This is a genomic window from Amycolatopsis sp. NPDC052450 (assembly GCF_044547565.1).
Taxonomy (GTDB): Bacteria; Actinomycetota; Actinomycetes; order Mycobacteriales; family Pseudonocardiaceae; genus Amycolatopsis.
Window position 1 is genome coordinate 123,498 of record NZ_JBIUAQ010000021.1, and the last position, 15,280, is coordinate 138,777.

Annotated in this window: 15 protein-coding genes; 6 read left to right on the forward strand and 9 right to left on the reverse strand. The window is 69.5% G+C overall.

Going from position 1 to position 15,280, the window contains the following annotated elements; genetic code table 11:
- From ACIHAO_RS29195 to nadD, 6 genes are all read right to left on the reverse strand, one after another.
- Positions 1–594 (reverse strand): SLBB domain-containing protein (locus ACIHAO_RS29195; protein ID WP_396563191.1); only part of this gene is annotated, 594 nt, incomplete at its 3' end.
- A gap of 146 nt (positions 595–740) precedes the next feature.
- Complete coding sequence (locus ACIHAO_RS29200; protein ID WP_396563134.1) at positions 741–1,586, reverse strand: DegV family protein; 846 nt, start codon at positions 1,584–1,586, stop codon at positions 741–743.
- Between the two features lie 10 nt (positions 1,587–1,596).
- On the reverse strand, positions 1,597–2,322 hold the full coding sequence (gene octT / locus ACIHAO_RS29205) for a diglucosylglycerate octanoyltransferase (RefSeq protein WP_396563136.1): 726 nt from the start codon (positions 2,320–2,322) through the stop codon (positions 1,597–1,599).
- A gap of 3 nt (positions 2,323–2,325) precedes the next feature.
- Positions 2,326–2,940, reverse strand: coding sequence for a histidine phosphatase family protein (locus ACIHAO_RS29210; RefSeq protein ID WP_396563138.1), 615 nt, complete (start codon positions 2,938–2,940; stop codon positions 2,326–2,328).
- Positions 2,937–3,341, reverse strand: coding sequence for a ribosome silencing factor (gene rsfS / locus ACIHAO_RS29215; protein WP_396563140.1), 405 nt, complete (start codon positions 3,339–3,341; stop codon positions 2,937–2,939). Before rsfS ends, ACIHAO_RS29210 begins: the two co-directional genes overlap by 4 nt.
- A 22-nt stretch (positions 3,342–3,363) precedes the next feature.
- A complete protein-coding gene (gene nadD / locus ACIHAO_RS29220; protein ID WP_125785921.1) occupies positions 3,364–3,996 on the reverse strand; it encodes a nicotinate-nucleotide adenylyltransferase in 633 nt (210 codons plus the stop codon).
- 161 nt (positions 3,997–4,157) lie between these two features.
- On the opposite strand from nadD, the gene ACIHAO_RS29225 reads away from it, so the two are divergent.
- From ACIHAO_RS29225 to argS, 3 genes are all read left to right on the forward strand, one after another.
- A complete protein-coding gene (locus tag ACIHAO_RS29225) occupies positions 4,158–6,263 on the forward strand; it encodes a RecQ family ATP-dependent DNA helicase (protein ID WP_396563143.1) in 2,106 nt (701 codons plus the stop codon).
- A 90-nt stretch (positions 6,264–6,353) separates the two neighbouring features.
- On the forward strand, positions 6,354–7,640 hold the full coding sequence (locus ACIHAO_RS29230) for an MFS transporter (RefSeq protein WP_396563145.1): 1,287 nt from the start codon (positions 6,354–6,356) through the stop codon (positions 7,638–7,640).
- A 72-nt stretch (positions 7,641–7,712) separates the two neighbouring features.
- Positions 7,713–9,437, forward strand: a complete 1,725-nt coding sequence (gene argS / locus ACIHAO_RS29235; protein ID WP_396563147.1) for an arginine--tRNA ligase — start codon at positions 7,713–7,715, stop codon at positions 9,435–9,437.
- Here argS and ACIHAO_RS29240 read toward each other — a convergent pair.
- A complete protein-coding gene (locus tag ACIHAO_RS29240; RefSeq protein WP_396563149.1) occupies positions 9,432–10,706 on the reverse strand; it encodes an FAD-dependent oxidoreductase in 1,275 nt (424 codons plus the stop codon). The genes argS and ACIHAO_RS29240 overlap by 6 nt on opposite strands.
- A gap of 90 nt (positions 10,707–10,796) precedes the next feature.
- Between ACIHAO_RS29240 and ACIHAO_RS29245 the strand changes: the two genes are divergently transcribed.
- The 3 genes from ACIHAO_RS29245 (at position 10,797) to ACIHAO_RS29255 (ending at position 12,694) form a co-directional block, all read left to right on the forward strand.
- On the forward strand, positions 10,797–11,432 hold the full coding sequence (locus tag ACIHAO_RS29245) for a TetR/AcrR family transcriptional regulator (protein ID WP_396563151.1): 636 nt from the start codon (positions 10,797–10,799) through the stop codon (positions 11,430–11,432).
- Between the two features lie 81 nt (positions 11,433–11,513).
- Positions 11,514–12,005 carry a SigE family RNA polymerase sigma factor gene (locus ACIHAO_RS29250; RefSeq protein WP_396563153.1) on the forward strand — a complete coding sequence of 164 codons (492 nt, stop codon included), beginning with the start codon at positions 11,514–11,516 and terminating at the stop codon, positions 12,003–12,005.
- A gap of 2 nt (positions 12,006–12,007) precedes the next feature.
- Entirely contained in the window at positions 12,008–12,694 is a 687-nt protein-coding gene (locus tag ACIHAO_RS29255; protein WP_396563155.1) for a hypothetical protein, read from the forward strand.
- Here the strand turns inward: ACIHAO_RS29255 and proB are convergent.
- On the reverse strand, positions 12,691–13,800 hold the full coding sequence (proB, locus tag ACIHAO_RS29260; protein WP_396563157.1) for a glutamate 5-kinase: 1,110 nt from the start codon (positions 13,798–13,800) through the stop codon (positions 12,691–12,693). The two genes, ACIHAO_RS29255 and proB, sit on opposite strands and share 4 nt — an antisense overlap.
- Positions 13,797–15,254 carry a GTPase ObgE gene (gene obgE / locus ACIHAO_RS29265; RefSeq protein ID WP_396563159.1) on the reverse strand — a complete coding sequence of 486 codons (1,458 nt, stop codon included), beginning with the start codon at positions 15,252–15,254 and terminating at the stop codon, positions 13,797–13,799. The genes proB and obgE overlap by 4 nt, the downstream gene beginning before the upstream one ends.
- Between the last annotated feature and the right edge of the window lie 26 nt (positions 15,255–15,280).

Below are 15,280 nucleotides of genomic sequence, written 5' to 3' on the forward strand. Positions count from 1 at the left end.
CGCGCCCCCGGGGGGGTGGGGGGGGGGGGGGGGGGGGGGGGGGTTGTCCGGCGCGCCCCCCCCCCCGGGGCCCCCGGCCCCCCCCCCGCCCCCCCCCCCCACGCCGACGGCCACCTGCTCGCCATCGGCGAGCCGCCTGGCCAGGTTCACCCCGGTCAGATCCGTTCCGGGCTGTGGCCCACCGGCCGCCGTGAGGGCATCGGCGACCCGTGCGCCCGGAGGGATCGTGACCAGGCCGGGTTTGAGTACCCGGCCGACGACGCTGACCACCAGAGGCGCTTTGGCCGCCGCGGCGGCGGGGGCGTCTCCGGCGGCCTTGGCCGACGGCAGGGGCGGCGCGGTCTCCGCCCCTGGCCGGTGTCCGAACAAGGCGATCGCGCCGGTCACGATCACGGCCACCGCGATCAGCACGGCCACCACGGCGAACCACCGCCTGTTCACCGGGATCCCGTCCGCCGTGAACCGGGCGGGCACCCAGCGGCGGGCGAGCCTGCCCACGGGCGGGCCCTGGCTGGGCGACGACAGCTGCGCGGTCAGCCACGCCAGCCTGGCGTTGACGGAGGGTCCCGGTGGACGGGCGGTTTGGTCGAACACGTGTACGACGCTACGGAGCGGGGATGGCGGGCGGCAGTGGCAAATCCCGGGGCTGTGGACAAGTGGGGTGTTGTGGACAACTCGGCCCCTGCCGTGGCCGGATCACCGGTTTTCGTCGGTGCCGTATGGGACGCTGGCGGATTGCCCTAGCCCGCGCGCTGGATCACGACACCGAGCACACCGGGGCCGGTGTGGGCCCCGATGACCGCGCCGATCTCCGAAACCACGCACCCCTCCGGGCAGCTGATGGACTCCTCCAGCCGGTTGGCCAATTCGACGGCGCGTTCCGGGGAAGCCAGGTGGTGGACGGCGATGTCGGCCGATCCGCCTTCGGCCGCCTTCACAGCGAGCTCGACCAGGCGAGCCACGGCGCGATTCATCGTCCGCACCTTCTCCAGCGGCTGGATCCTGCCTTCGGACATGTGGAGCACCGGTTTCACCGCGAGCGCGGTGCCGAGCAGGGCGGCGGCCGGGCCGATCCGCCCGCCGCGTCGCAGGTATTCGAGGGTCTCGACGGCGAACAGGGTTTCCGAGCGGCTCACCGCGTCGACCGCCGCGGCCTCCACTTCGGCCGGTTCCGCCCCGGCCGCGGCGGCGCTCGCCGCTCGCAAGGCGGCGAAGCCGAGCCCCATCGCGGTGCTGCGTGAATCGACCACGCGTACCTTGTCCGGCCCGACCTCCTGGGCGGCGAGCACCGCCGCTTCCCAGGTCCCGGACAGTTCCCGGGACAGATGGACCGACACGACGGCGTCCGCGCCCTCGGCCAGCGCCGCCCGGAACTCCTTGACGAACTCGGCGGGCGTCGGCCGGGACGTCGTCACCAGACTGCGTTTGCCGAGCGCCTCGGCCAGGGCCGCGGGGCCCATTTCGACGCCGTCGAGGAAGACGACACCGTCCACGAGGACGTGCAGCGGGACCACCCGGATCCCGTTCCGTTCGGCGAAGCCTTCCGGCAGGTGGGCGGTGGAATCCGTGACTACGGCGACCGACACGGCAGCCAGCCTACGTTGCCGCGGGTCGGAGCACCGGGGCCATCAGGCGGGCCATTTCCGCGCCGACGGCGGCATGTCCTTCCCAGCCCCAGTGCATGCCGTCCGGATTGCCCCGGCCGCTCAGCACGTGTTCGCCGACGACGGCTTCGAGATCCAGCAGCGGGACGTCCGCGCGACGGCCCCAGTCGGCGAGGGCGGCGGCGGCACCGGCGCGGGCGGTGTGGACGCGGCCGTACGACTCGGATCGATGCACGGAGGGCAGCATGCCGAAGATCGGCAGTTCCGGTCGCAGCGCGCGCAAGGCTCCGACAGCGGTGTCGAGATACTGGACGGTGAGCCTCGACGGCAAGACCACCGGACGGCCTCGGAGGGCGATCGCGAGCCGGGGCTGTGCGGCCAGGTACGCCTTGCGCACCACGCGTCGCAGCGGGTCGGGCCGCAGATAGCGGAGACCTGTGCGCAGGTAGGTGGGCAGCGGCGAGGGCAGGGTGTCCATGCTCCCGACGGCCAGCACGACGGCGTCGACGTGATGGAGATCGGCCCAGACGCGCGGGTCACCGATCAACGACCACCAGGCGTCACGGGCATTCCAGCCGAACCCGGCGACGAGGTCCGCGGCGCCGCCGAGCGCTTCGGCGGCGATGTTGGGCCACAGCCGCGCGTCGTCGGCGGCGTGCGGGCCGTCCGGGCCGTGGAAGCTGAGGGAATCGCCGAACACCAGCAGGCGCGGGGCCATGGGTCAGCCGGTGATGCCCGCGTTGTAGGCGGCCAGCCGCCAGTTGCCGTCGCGCCGGGTCAACTCGACCCAGTGACAGTTCGCGATCCCGCCCAGCGTCGGCCAGGACGTGACCGGGAGACCGAGCAGTTTCGCGGTCAGCGCGATGATCAGCCCGCCGTGCGTGGCGAGCAGCACGGCGTCGCCGGCGTCGGAATTGGGCTGGTCCAGGTCCGCGACGACCTCCATCGCGCGTTCGGCGACGTCCACCCGCGACTCGCCGCCGGGCGGTGCCCACGTCGCGTCAACACGCCAGCGGGCGCGTTCACCCGGATACGACTCGTCGACCTGCTGGCCGGTGAAGCCCTGCCATTCACCCAGATGGGTTTCCCGAAGACGCTTGTCGATCCGCAGCGGGACGCCGATGGCCTCCGTGAGCACGGTGGCCGTGTCGGTCGCGCGGCGCAGATCCGAGGCGATCACCAGATCCGGCGAGAACCGGGCGAGTGCGGGCACGGCGAACCTGGCCTGGTTCCAGCCGACCGGGGTCAGCGCGGAGTCCAGATGCCCCTGCATCCGGCCCGCCGCGTTGTAATCGGTCTCGCCGTGGCGCCAGAGCACCAGCCGCCGCGGGCTCACGGGGCGCCTTGCGCGTCGGCGGAGTCCTCCTCGGCGGGTGTCTCCAGGCCGGCGACCTCGATCCGCGGGCAGTCCTTCCAGAGCCGCTCGAGACCGTAGAAGGAGCGTTCCTCCTGGTGCTGGACGTGGATGACGACGTCGACGTAGTCCAGCAGGACCCAACGGCCCTCGCGGGCGCCTTCACGGCGGACGGGCTTGTGCCCGCCGAGCCGCAGCTGCTCCTCGACGTTGTCGACGATGGCGCCGACCTGGCGTTCGTTGGGCGCGGACGCGATGACGAAGGCGTCGGTGATCACCAGCTGGTCGGACACGTCCAGCACGACCACGTCGCTCGCCTTCTTGTCCGCCGCCGCATGGGCGGCCGCTACGGCCAGCTCTCGTGCCTCGGACGTGGCTGTCACAGTTCTCCTCAAACAGATGGCTTTACTCGCGGGTGCGCCCGACGAGGGTACCCGGTGGGGAACCCCGGTCTTTCCGATAGAGGTCCTTTTTGGCGATGTAGCGCACCACACCGTCCGGGACGAGGTACCAGACGGGCTCCCCGGCCTCGACCCGCTCACGGCACGCGGTGGACGAGATCGCCATCGCGGTCACCTCGACGAGGCTCACCTTCCCGCTCGGCAGATGCTGCGAATTGAGCCGGTAGCCGGGCCTGGTGACGCCGATGAAATGCGCCAGGTCGAACAGCTCGTCGGCGTTGCGCCAGGTGAGGATCTGTTCGAGCGCGTCCGCTCCGGTGATGAAGAACAGCTGGTCGTCGGGATACTCCGCGCGCAGGTCGCGCAGGGTGTCGACGGTGTAGGTCTGCCCGACGCGGTCGATGTCGACGCGGCTGACCGAGAACACGGGGTTGGACGCCGTCGCGATCACGGTCATCAAGTAGCGGTCCTCGGCCCGCGTGACCACTCTGTCGGACTTCTGCCACGGCTGACCGGTGGGCACGAAGATGACCTCGTCGAGCGCGAACCGGGACTGGACTTCGCTGGCCGCGACGAGGTGCCCGTGGTGAATGGGGTCGAACGTGCCGCCCATGACCCCGATCCTGCGTGGTGACATGGGTCGTGAGCCTATACAGCGCGCACGGCTTCACGCGCGGGTCGCCGGACCCACCGACCGGTGGTGATCTGGGTCACATTACAGTCCGTTCCATGGATGAACGGTCCGTTCACGACATGCCGATCGCGACTTCGTCGGTGGCATGGGGTAGAGGTGGGGACGTGGACACATCGACTCTCCGGGACCGCGCCGAGACCCTCCTCCAGTCGTTGGCGGGCGACGGCGCCCGCCTGCGTGACGACCAGTGGACGGCCATCGAAGCGCTGGTCGCGCACAGCCGTCGCGCGCTCGTCGTGCAGCGAACCGGCTGGGGGAAGTCCGCGGTCTACTTCCTGGCCACCGCGTTGCTGCGGGAACGCGGCAACGGTCCGACCGTGATCATCTCGCCGCTGCTCGCGCTGATGCGCAACCAGATCTCCGCGGCGGCGCGGGCGGGCATCCGCGCGGTGACGATGAACTCGGCGAACCCGCAGGAGTGGGATCAGGTCCAGGCCGCGATCGCGGCGGGCGAGGTCGACGTCCTCCTCGTCAGCCCGGAACGGCTCAACAACCCGGACTTCCGCGACACTGTCCTGCCGAAGCTGACCGCGACGGCAGGCCTGCTCGTGGTCGACGAGGCGCACTGCATCTCGGACTGGGGCCACGACTTCCGGCCGGACTACCGGCGGCTGCGGACACTGTTGAAGGATCTGCCCGAAGGCGTTCCGGTCCTCGCCACCACCGCGACCGCGAACGACCGTGTGGCGACCGACGTCGCCGAGCAGCTCGGCATCGGCAACGGGGGCGACACCCTGGTCCTGCGCGGCAGCCTGGACCGCGAAAGCCTGCATCTGTCGGTGGCCAAGCTGCCGACGTCGCAGGCCCGGCTCGCCTGGCTGGCCGAACACCTGGCGGAACTGCCGGGATCCGGGATCATCTACACGCTCACCGTCGCGGCCGCGCACGATGTGGCCGGCCTGCTGACCGAGCGCGGCTATCCGGTCGCCGCCTACACCGGGAAGACCGACCCGGCGGACCGGCAAGCGGCCGAAGACGATCTGCTGAACAACAACGTCAAGGCACTGGTGGCCACTTCGGCGCTGGGCATGGGATTCGACAAGCCGGACCTGGGCTTCGTCGTCCATCTCGGCGCACCGTCCTCCCCCATCGCGTATTACCAGCAGGTCGGCCGTGCCGGTCGTGGCGTCGATCGCGCCGAAGTGATCCTGCTTCCGGGCCACGAGGACAAGGACATCTGGGCGTACTTCGGTTCGCTGGCGTTCCCGGACGAACTTCGGGTGACCCAGGTGCTCAACGCGCTGGCGTACGCGGACCGTCCACTGTCGACACCGGCGCTCGAACCGTTCGTCGAGCTCTCCCGCTCCCGGCTGGAGATGGTCCTGAAGGTACTCGACGTCGACGGCGCCGTGCGCCGGGTGAAGGGCGGCTGGGAAGGCACCGGCGAAGAGTGGCGCTACGACAAGGAACGCTACGCGCGAGTAAGCGCCGCGCGGACCAACGAACAGAACGCCATGCTGGCGTACCTGGAGACCACCGGTTGCCGGATGGAGTTCCTCCGGAAGCAGCTCGACGATCCCGAAGCCACCCCCTGCGGACGCTGTGACAACTGCACCGGAAAGCATTGGGACACCACGATTTCCGACGACGTCGTCGACGCCACCCGGCAGCGGCTGCGCCGTCCCGGGGTCGAGGTCGCACCGCGGAAGATGTGGCCGACCGGGATGGCCGGGCTGGACGTTCCGCTCTCCGGGCGGCTACCGGCCGGCGAGCAGGCCGAGACCGGCCAGGTCGTCGGCCGGGTCACCGACGTCGGCTGGGGCACACGGCTGCGCGAACTCGTCGGCCCGGCCGCGGCGGACGCCGAACTCCCCGATCCGGTGTTCCAGGCTTGTATCGAGGTGCTCAAGGGCTGGCAGTGGACGGAACGGCCGGTCGCGGTGGTGGAGGTGCCGTCCGCCACCCGGCCCCAGCTGGTGCACAGTCTCGCCATGAAGCTGGCCTCGATCGGACGGCTCGACTATCTGGGCGCCATCGCCTCGGCGGGGCCGCCGCCGCGGCAGGCGAACAGCGCGCAACGGCTGGCCGATCTGTGGAAACGCCTCAGCCTTCCCGACGAGCTCGCCGCCGAGGTCGCCGCGGCCGAGGGCCCGATCCTGCTGGTCGACGACCTCATCGACACCGGGTGGACGATGACGTTGTCCGCGCGTCTGCTCCGCCAGGCCGGAGCCCGTGCGGTGCTGCCGTTCGCTCTCGCCAGCACTTCGTGACCTAGGAGCCCGTCCCGGCATTCGACAGGTTCTTTCCCGCACGGGAACTTTCTGGCAAGGTTCCGTCCACGCGCGAGTACGGAGGTGCCGATGGCGGATGCGACGACGGAGCGGCCAGGGCATCGGCTGCCGGTGAAGAAGCTGTTCGCCGCCAGTGTCGGGAACGCGCTGGAATGGTTCGACTGGACCATCTACGCGACCTTCAGCATCTACTTCGCCAGCGAGTTCTTCCCCAAGGGCAACGAAGCCCTCGCGTTGATCAACACGTTCGCCACGTATGCGCTGGCGTTCTTCTTCCGGCCGCTCGGCGGGATGTTGCTCGGCCGCTTCGCCGACGTCAGAGGCCGGAAGCCCGCGATGATCCTGACCATCGTGCTGATGGCGGGCGGTTCCGTGGCGATCGGCCTGCTGCCGACGTTCGACCAGGTCGGCTGGCTGGCCCCGATCCTGTTGCTGCTGGCGAGGGTGGCGCAGGGATTGTCGCTCGGCGGCGAGGTCTCCAACGCTTCGGCGTACCTGGGTGAGATCGCCCCGCCCACCCGACGCGGGCGGTACTCCGCTTTCTTCTACATCTCGACCGGTTCCGCCGTCCTGCTCGCCTCGATCCTCGGGTTCGTGCTCGCGCGGACGATGTCCAAGGCGGATCTGACCGCGTACGGCTGGCGGATCCCGTTCCTGCTCGGCGGCGTTCTCGGCATCATCGGCCTGTGGCTCCGGCGAAGTCTCGCCGAGACCGAGATCTTCGAGGCGAAGAAGTCGACGGCGCGCCGGGTCGAGCGGCCGCTGCGCACCACTCTTCGCGAGCACCCTCGGGCAGTCGTGCAGCTCGTGGGTTTCTCGATGCTCTCGACCCTTTGCTACTACACGTTCTTCAGCGCCCTGACCTCGTTCGCGGTCAAGACCCGCAAGGCCGACGACGTCGACGTGTTCCTCGCCTTGTCGATCGCGACGGCGTTGTTCGTCGCGCTCCAATACCCGATGGGCGCGTTGTCGGACCGCTTCGGCCGGAAACCACAGCTGCTCTTCTGGTCGGCGGCGACCGCGATCCTCATCGTCCCACTGTCCACTTTGGTCCGCCCGGGGCTGCCGGGGCTGCTGGTCGCGTTCTGCGTCGGGCTCTGCCTGTACACGGCGATGACGTCCATCGCGCCCGCGATCATGAGCGAACTGTTCCCCACCGAACTACGCGGGCTGGGCATCGGCGCCTGGTACAACCTGACCGTCGCACTGTTCGGCGGCACCGCTCCCCTGGTGCTCACCGCACTGTCCGACGCCGGGTTGTCGACGTTGTTCTTCTGGTACGTGGCCGCCGGAGCGGCGATCGCGTTCTTCGTCATCCGGACCCTGCCGGAGACCAAGGGCAGCGACCTGCGCTGAAAACTCCGTCGCCGGCAACGTGGCGAGGTGGCTACCCTCGCGCTCCTACAACGAGCGCGAAGGAGGGGCACCGTGTTGTTCGGCGATGTGAGCGAGGAATTGGCACGACGCGTGGTGGAAGCCCTCCGCCAGGTCACCGGCATCGAGCCGCCGTCCGCACTGGTGCGGGTCTCCTCGCGGAGCGGGGTCGACTATCAGTGCGATCTCGCGATGAGCCTCGGGAAGCGGCTCGGCAAGCCACCGAGGGAGATCGCCGCCGACATCGCGGCGCGGCTCGACGTCGCCGATATCGCCGAGCCGCCGGAGGTCGCGGGGCCGGGTTTTCTCAACTTCACGCTGCGCTCGTCCTGGCTGGCGGAGCGGACGGCCGCGCTCAACGGCGATCCACGGCTGGGCGTCGCGGTGACGCCGCGGCCACGGCGGATCGCCATCGACTACAGCAGCCCGAACGTGGCGAAGGAAATGCACGCCGGGCATCTGCGGTCGAGCGTCATCGGTGACGCGATCACGCGGCTGTCGCGGTTCGCCGGGCACGAAGTGATCCCGCACAACCATCTCGGCGATTGGGGCACCCCGTTCGGCATGCTGATCGAGCACCTGCTCGACGAACGCCCGTCGGGTCCTTACACGATCGGAGATCTCAACGGCTTCTATCGGGCCGCCCGGTCGAAGTTCGAAACCGACGAGGACTTCGCGACCCGGTCCCGGGAACGTGTGGTGCTGCTTCAAGGCGGTGACGACGAGACCTTGTCGCTGTGGCGGCGTCTGGTCGACGAGTCGACCCGGCATTTCAGCCAGGTCTACGAACTCCTCGGGATCGGCCTGTCGAGCGAGGACGTCTACGGCGAGAGCTTCTACAATCCGTTTCTCGCCGCGGTCGTGGACGATCTGACCACCGCCGGGCTGACCGAGATCAGCGATGGCGCGGTCTGCGTTTTTCCCGACGGTTTCCGCAACCGGGAAGGCGAGCCGCTGCCGCTCATCGTACGGAAGCGGGACGGCGGTTACGGCTATGCCGCCACCGATCTCGCGACCCTGCGCTACTGGACGGAACAACGCGGTGTCACCGACCTGCTCTACGTCGTCGGAACGCCACAGGCACAGCACTTCGCGATGGTGTTCGCCGTCTGCCGGGCCGCGGGCTGGCTCCGTGAGGAGCATCGGGCCGAGCACATCGGGTTCGGCTCGGTACTCGGCGAGGACGGTCGCGCCATGAAGACCAGGGCGGGCGAATCGGTCCGTCTTTCCGATCTGCTCACCGAGGCGGTTTCCCACGCCGCCGAGGTGATCGAGGGCCGAGGCGACCTCTCCCCCGATGTCCGGGAAGAGGTCGCCAAGGCGGTCGGCATCGGCGCGCTCAAATACGCGGACCTTTCCGGCGATCGCGAGCGTGACTACGTCTTCTCCTGGGAACGCATGCTCTCCAAGAACGGGAACACGTCGGTCTACCTGCAGTACGCCAACGCGCGGATCCGTTCCGTGCTGGCGAAAGCGGATCAGGACCTCACCGGAGTGCGGATCCTGCTCGGCCATCCCGCGGAACGGGCACTGGCACTCGCGCTGGCGCGCTTCCCCGAGGCGGTCGGCGCGGCGACCACCGGCCGTCTCCCCCACAAGCTGTGCACCTACCTGTACGAAACCGCCGTCGTGTTCTCCCGGTTCTACGAACTGTGCCCGGTGCTGGACGCGGAAGGCGACGGCGTCCGCGACTCTCGTCTGCTGCTGGCCGAACTCACGTCGAAGACCTTGACGCTGGGCTTGTCCCTGCTGGGCATCTCCACGCCTGCCCGGCTATGAGTCGCCGTGGTCGCTGAAGACCTTGCGCTTCAACGGAGGGACCGCCTGGAAGAAGCGGAACATCCCTCGCGCCATCGTGCGGCCCGCCCGGTTCTCCGAAACGAACTGACGGGCACTGCGTTCCGAGTCGCGCACCGCCGCGAAGCCGTAGTCCCGCATTCGCCGCTCGTAGTCGGCGATCGCGGGAAGCAGCGCGCCGGTCTTTCGCGCTTCGATGAGGTTGCGGCACAACAGTTGCGCGTCCCGGAGCGCGGTGTTCGCGCCGATGCCGCGGAACGGCGTCATGCTGTGGATCGCGTCGCCGAGCAGGGTGACGTTGCTCGTCGGCCATGGCTCGACGGGCTTCGAGGTGAAGATCGGCAGCCGGGACACGGTCCCTCCGGGCGAGCCGGCGACCAGTTCCTTCAGCGCGGGGTCCCAGCCGTCGATCAGGTCCAGCACCAAGGCCCGCAGCGCTTCACCGTCCAATGAGGACAGGTTCTCGGGATAACGCCGATTGTCCGCCGCGAACGCCCACATGATGTAGCTCGCGGTGTTGTCGAACAGGATGGGGTCGTGGTCGGCGGTCTCGTCGTCGACCGACGAAGCGCCGGTCAGCTCGTGCGGCGCGCTGAACAGTCCCGCACCGGTTCGCGGCATCACCATGCTCGGGCCGTCGGTGAGCAGAGAAGGCAAACGCTTGCGGGTCTCGTCGTTCAGCGGATGCTTGCCCGCGATCGCGACGATTCCGGTGTCCACCCGGCCGGCTTCGGGCAGGAGCTGTCCGCGCACCCGGGAATTGGCCCCGTCGGCGCCGATGACCAGGTCGGCCTCGACGGTGCTGCCGTCGGCGAACTCGCAGACGACCGCCTCGCCCTCGCGGCGGTAGCCGACGAACTCCTTGCCGTGATGCAGAACTCCATCGAGTCCGTCGGACAGCACCTGGTGCAGGCTGATCCGGCTGACCGAGTGGTGGTTCGACGCGGGATCGGGGCTCGACGTAAGTTCGCTGTCGATCACCATCAGCTCCCGCAACCGCTCGGTCACGAAGGCGAACGGACCGCTCGTGGTCCCGGTGGTGGCCAGGAACCGTTTCCAGAGTTCGGGCGGCAGACATTCGTGCAGTGCGGCCGAGCCGTGCGGGTTGATGTGCACGCGATAGCCCTGCAGGCGTTCGGTCCGGGTGCGGCTGCGCTCGTGGACGGACACGTCGATTCCCGCCTTGCGCAGCCCTTGCGCCAGGCAGAGCCCGCCCGTTCCGCCGCCGATGATCGCGATTCTCGTGGTCATGGGTTTTCCTCTCCTCGCCGCCTACTATCAACCGTTTGGGTAATTAAGTCAACCATACGTTTGAAAGAGTCAGCGGCTAAGGTGATCCCCATGTCCGAAGCCGTCCCGCGCAGCCCACGCCGCGCCCCCGTCGAACGCCAACGCGACCCCGAGCGCACCAAGACACAGCTCTTGGAGGCGGCGAAGGCCGAGTTCGGCGCGAAGGGTTACGCCGCGGCACGAGTCAGCGAGATCGCCGCGAAGGCAGGGGTGAACAAGCAGCTGATCTCGTACTACTTCGGTGGCAAGGAAGGGCTGTACAACGCGCTGACCGCGACGATGTACGACGGCTACGCCGCGGTGGCCGACCACGACAGGCCGTTCGCCGAGGTCGTCCGGTTCTTCGTCCAGTCAGGGGTGCGGGACCACGATCTCGCCAAACTGTTCCTCTGGGAGAACCTGACCGACGGCGCCCCGGGCGCGATCGGAGTCGAAGACCAGCGCGAGTTCCTCCGACGGCAGGTGGAGTATGTCCGGGCCCGCCAGGCCGCGGGCGACTTCCCTGCCGACCTCGATCCGGCGTTTCTGCTGGTGATCTTCATGGCCGCGTCCAGTGCCGCGCTGGCCCTGCCCCGGATCGTGCGAGCCGTCTCGGGTCAGGAGCCCGACTCGGCCGAGTTCGCCGAGGCGTACGGCGAACAGCTGGCACGTCTCGTCGGCCACCTCGCCGATCCGGGGAAGCGATAGCAAAGGTCCCCTGCTGTTCGCTTGAACCTTCCGAGCCCTCGCCGGACTAAGGAGGGTAGGACGAAGAGGGGGAGGTGGCCGGTGGGACAAGCGAGAGACACCGACTTCAGCGAGTACTTCGCGGCCCGCGTGCAGCGGTTCCGGAGACTCGCGTTCGGCATGTGTGGTGACTGGCACGGCGCCGAGGATCTGGTGCAGGCCACGTTCATCCAGTTGTACCGGCGCTGGCGGCGCGTCCGGCCGGACACCGTCGACGCCTACGCGCGCCGGATCCTGCTCAATCTCTTCCTGAGCCGGAAGCGAATACACCGCCGGGAGCTGGTGACCTCCACGCCTCCGGACCGGGCCGCGCCGTCGGGCTACGACAGCGCCGACCGGATCGACCTCGAACGGGTGCTCAGCGGCCTGACGCCGCGCCAACGCGCGATGGTCGTCCTTCGCTTCCTCGAGGATCTCTCGGTCGCTGAAGTGGCTTCGCTGCTCGGAGTCGCCGAAGGCACCGTCAAGAGCCAGACCGCCCGCGGAGTCGAGGCACTGCGCGCCGTCCTGCCCTCCCCGACGAGCAAGGAGTAGTCATGGAAGACCAGGATGTCCGCTCCGCGCTGAAGGAGTACGTGACCGTAGCCGAGCCGCCGATCGGGCTCACCGGCGATGGTGTGCTCACTGCCGGTCGCCGGTCACGGCGGCGCCGCCTGACGACGGTGATCGCGGCGGTCGCGCTGGCCGCCGCGGGATTCCCGGTGGGAACCGCCATCATCGCGCTTCCCGACCGGAACGAGCCGGCGGCGACTTCTCCTTGTGCGAAGAAATCGCCCGAGGAAACCTCCGAAGCGGCGAAGACACGGCTTTCCTGCGTGATCGAAGCGGCGGTCCGGGCCAGGGTCACGCTCGGCTCGGACACCCCGTTCGAACTGAAGGCCGTCCCGCTCGGCAAAACGAACGCCTATCACCTCGTGTATCCCGTTCGCGACGGGACGATGTCCGTGACGCTGCACCCCAACAACGGCACGTTGCTCTCGACGGGGATGGCCTGTCAGGACGTGGACCCTGTCTCCACCACCTGTTCGGCAAGTCTGATCGACGGGGGGACCTTGGTGGAGACGACGGCCAAGGAGAACGGCGGCCGGCTCACTTACGGCGCCACCTATCAGACCGAGGCGGCGATCGTGGAGGTCTTCACCGAGGGCGGCAAAAGCGCGCGACCACCCTTGAGTGAAGTCCAGGTCCGCGAAATCGCGCTGACCCCGGGCCTGGTGCCCTAACGGCGAAGAGGGACGAGGTCGTCCGCGTGGACGACCTCGCGTCGCTGTTCGGCGGGGAGGTCGTGGCTGGAGCGGCCGATGAGGTCGGGCAGTTCGCCCGCGTCGAAGGCCACGACGCCGCGCGCCACGGTCCGCTGCCGAAGGTCGACCAGGTCGACGACGTCGCCCGCCTGGAAGTCGCCGTCGACGCCGGTGATCCCGGCGGCGAGCAGCGAGCGGCGGCGGCGGACGACGGCCGCGACCGCGCCGTCGTCGAGGTGCAGTTTCCCGGACGCGCCTGCGGCGTAACCCAGCCAGAACCGGCGGGCCGACAGCCGGGAGTCCGCGGCGGCGAACGCCGTACCGACCTCGGCGGTCGTGAGGGCGCGTGCGGCCTCGGAAGCGGCGGCGAGCAGGACCGGGATCCCGGCGCCCGCGGCGGTGCGGGCCGCGGCGAGTTTCGAGACCATGCCGCCGGTACCGAGCCCGGAGCTCGACATGCCGACGGTGATGCCGTCCACATCAGCGTCTCCGGCGACCTCGGCGATCTTGCGAGTCGCGCCGTCACGCGGATCCCCGTCGTACAGACCGTCCACATCGGACAACAGCACCAGGGCGTCGGCGCCGATCAGATGGGCCACCAGCGCGGCCAGCCGGTCGTTGTCGCCGAAGCGGATCTCTTCGGTGGCCACGGTGTCATTCTCGTTGACCACGGGCACCGCGCCGAGCGCCAGCAGCCGGGTGAACGTGTTCTGCGCGTTGCGGTAGTGCGCACGGCGCACGACGTCGTCCGAGGTCAGCAGGACCTGGCCCACGGTCAGGGAAAACCGGCCGAACGACTCGGCGTAGGCATGGGCCAGCGCGAGCTGGCCGACGCTGGCCGCGGCCTGCTGGGTGGCGAGGTCACGCGGTCGTTTTCCGAGCGCGAGCGGCGCGAGTCCCGCGCCGATCGCCCCCGAGGACACCAGCACGATCTGTGTGCCCCGGGAGACCCGGTCGGCGATCGCGTCGACCAGCGCGTCCAGCCTGGCCACGTCGAGACCGTCGCCGGCGGTGGTCAGCGCGGAGGAACCAATCTTGACGACCACCCGCTTCGCGTCGGCGATCGCACCACGGGTCGAGCTCACTCGTCGTCCATCTCGTCTTCGACACCGTCCGGGCCGTCACGACGGATCCGGCGGGCTTCCTTGCGCTCGGCGGCACCGATCCGGTTGGTGTTCTCCAGCCGCACATCCGTGCCGCGGCCCGAAAGGTGCACCGCGACTCCCGCCGGGGTCGACGGCTCCCACTCGAACTGGACGTCGCCGATGGTGACCGGGCTTCCCGGGACGGCGCCCTTGCGAGCCAGCGCCTCCTCGACGCCGAGCCGCTGCAACCGGTCCGCGAGGTAGCCGACGGCCTCGTCGTTGCCGAAGCTCGTCTGGCGGATCCACCGCTCGGGACGGACACCCCGGACGATGAAGGCGCCTTCCTCCTCCGGGTCGTGCTCGACGGTGAAGCCCGCGTCGTCGACAGCCATCGGGCGCAGCACGACCTTCGCCGGCTCCGGGGCGGGCTGGTCGGCGCGGTACTTCTCGACCACGGCGGCGAGCGCGTAGGTCAGTTCCTTGAGTCCCTGCCGCGTCGCCGTGGAGATCTCGAACACACTGAGCCCGCGGGCTTCCAGTTCGGGGCGCACGAACTCCGCGAGTTCGGCGGCCTCCGGGACGTCGATCTTGTTGAGCACCACCACGCGGGGCCGGTCGGCGAGGTCGCCGCCGAGACTCGGGGTGTAGCGGGCGAGTTCCTCTTCGAGGGCGTCCATATCGGACAGCGGGTCGCGTCCGGGCTCCAAGGTGGCGCAGTCGATGACGTGCACCAGCACCGCGCAGCGTTCGATGTGGCGCAGGAAGTCGAGGCCGAGTCCCTTGCCCTCGCTCGCACCGGGGATCAGGCCCGGCACGTCGGCCATGGTGAACACGGTCGACCCGGCGGTGATCACGCCCAGGTTCGGCACCAGGGTGGTGAACGGATAGTCGGCGATCTTCGGCTTGGCCGCGGACAGCACCGAGATCAGCGACGATTTGCCCGCGGACGGGAAGCCGAGCAGGCCGACGTCGGCGACCGAACGCAGCTCCAGGACGAGGTCGCGGGCCTCCCCCGGCTCGCCGAGCAGCGCGAACCCCGGCGCCCGGCGGGCCTTGGAGGCCAGCGCCGCGTTCCCGAGACCGCCACGGCCGCCTTGCGCGGCGACGAAGGTGGTGCCGGGGCCGACCAGGTCGGCCAGGATCTCGCCGTCCTCCGTCATCACGACGGTGCCGGACGGGACCCGCATCTCCAGCGTCTCCCCCGCCGCACCGGCGCGGTTGCCGCCCTGGCCCAGTTTGCCGTTGCCGGCGCGGGCGTGCGGACGGAAGTGGAAGTCGAGCAGCGTGTGGACGTTGGGGTCGACGATCAGCAGGACGTCGCCGCCGTTGCCGCCGTTGCCGCCGTCCGGGCCGCCGAGGGGCTTGAACTTTTCGCGGTGCACCGAGGCGCAGCCGTTCCCACCGTCACCGGCGGCCAGATGGATCACCGCACGGTCCACGAACCGGGACGCCATGACTTGCCTCTATTCACTCGCGAAAG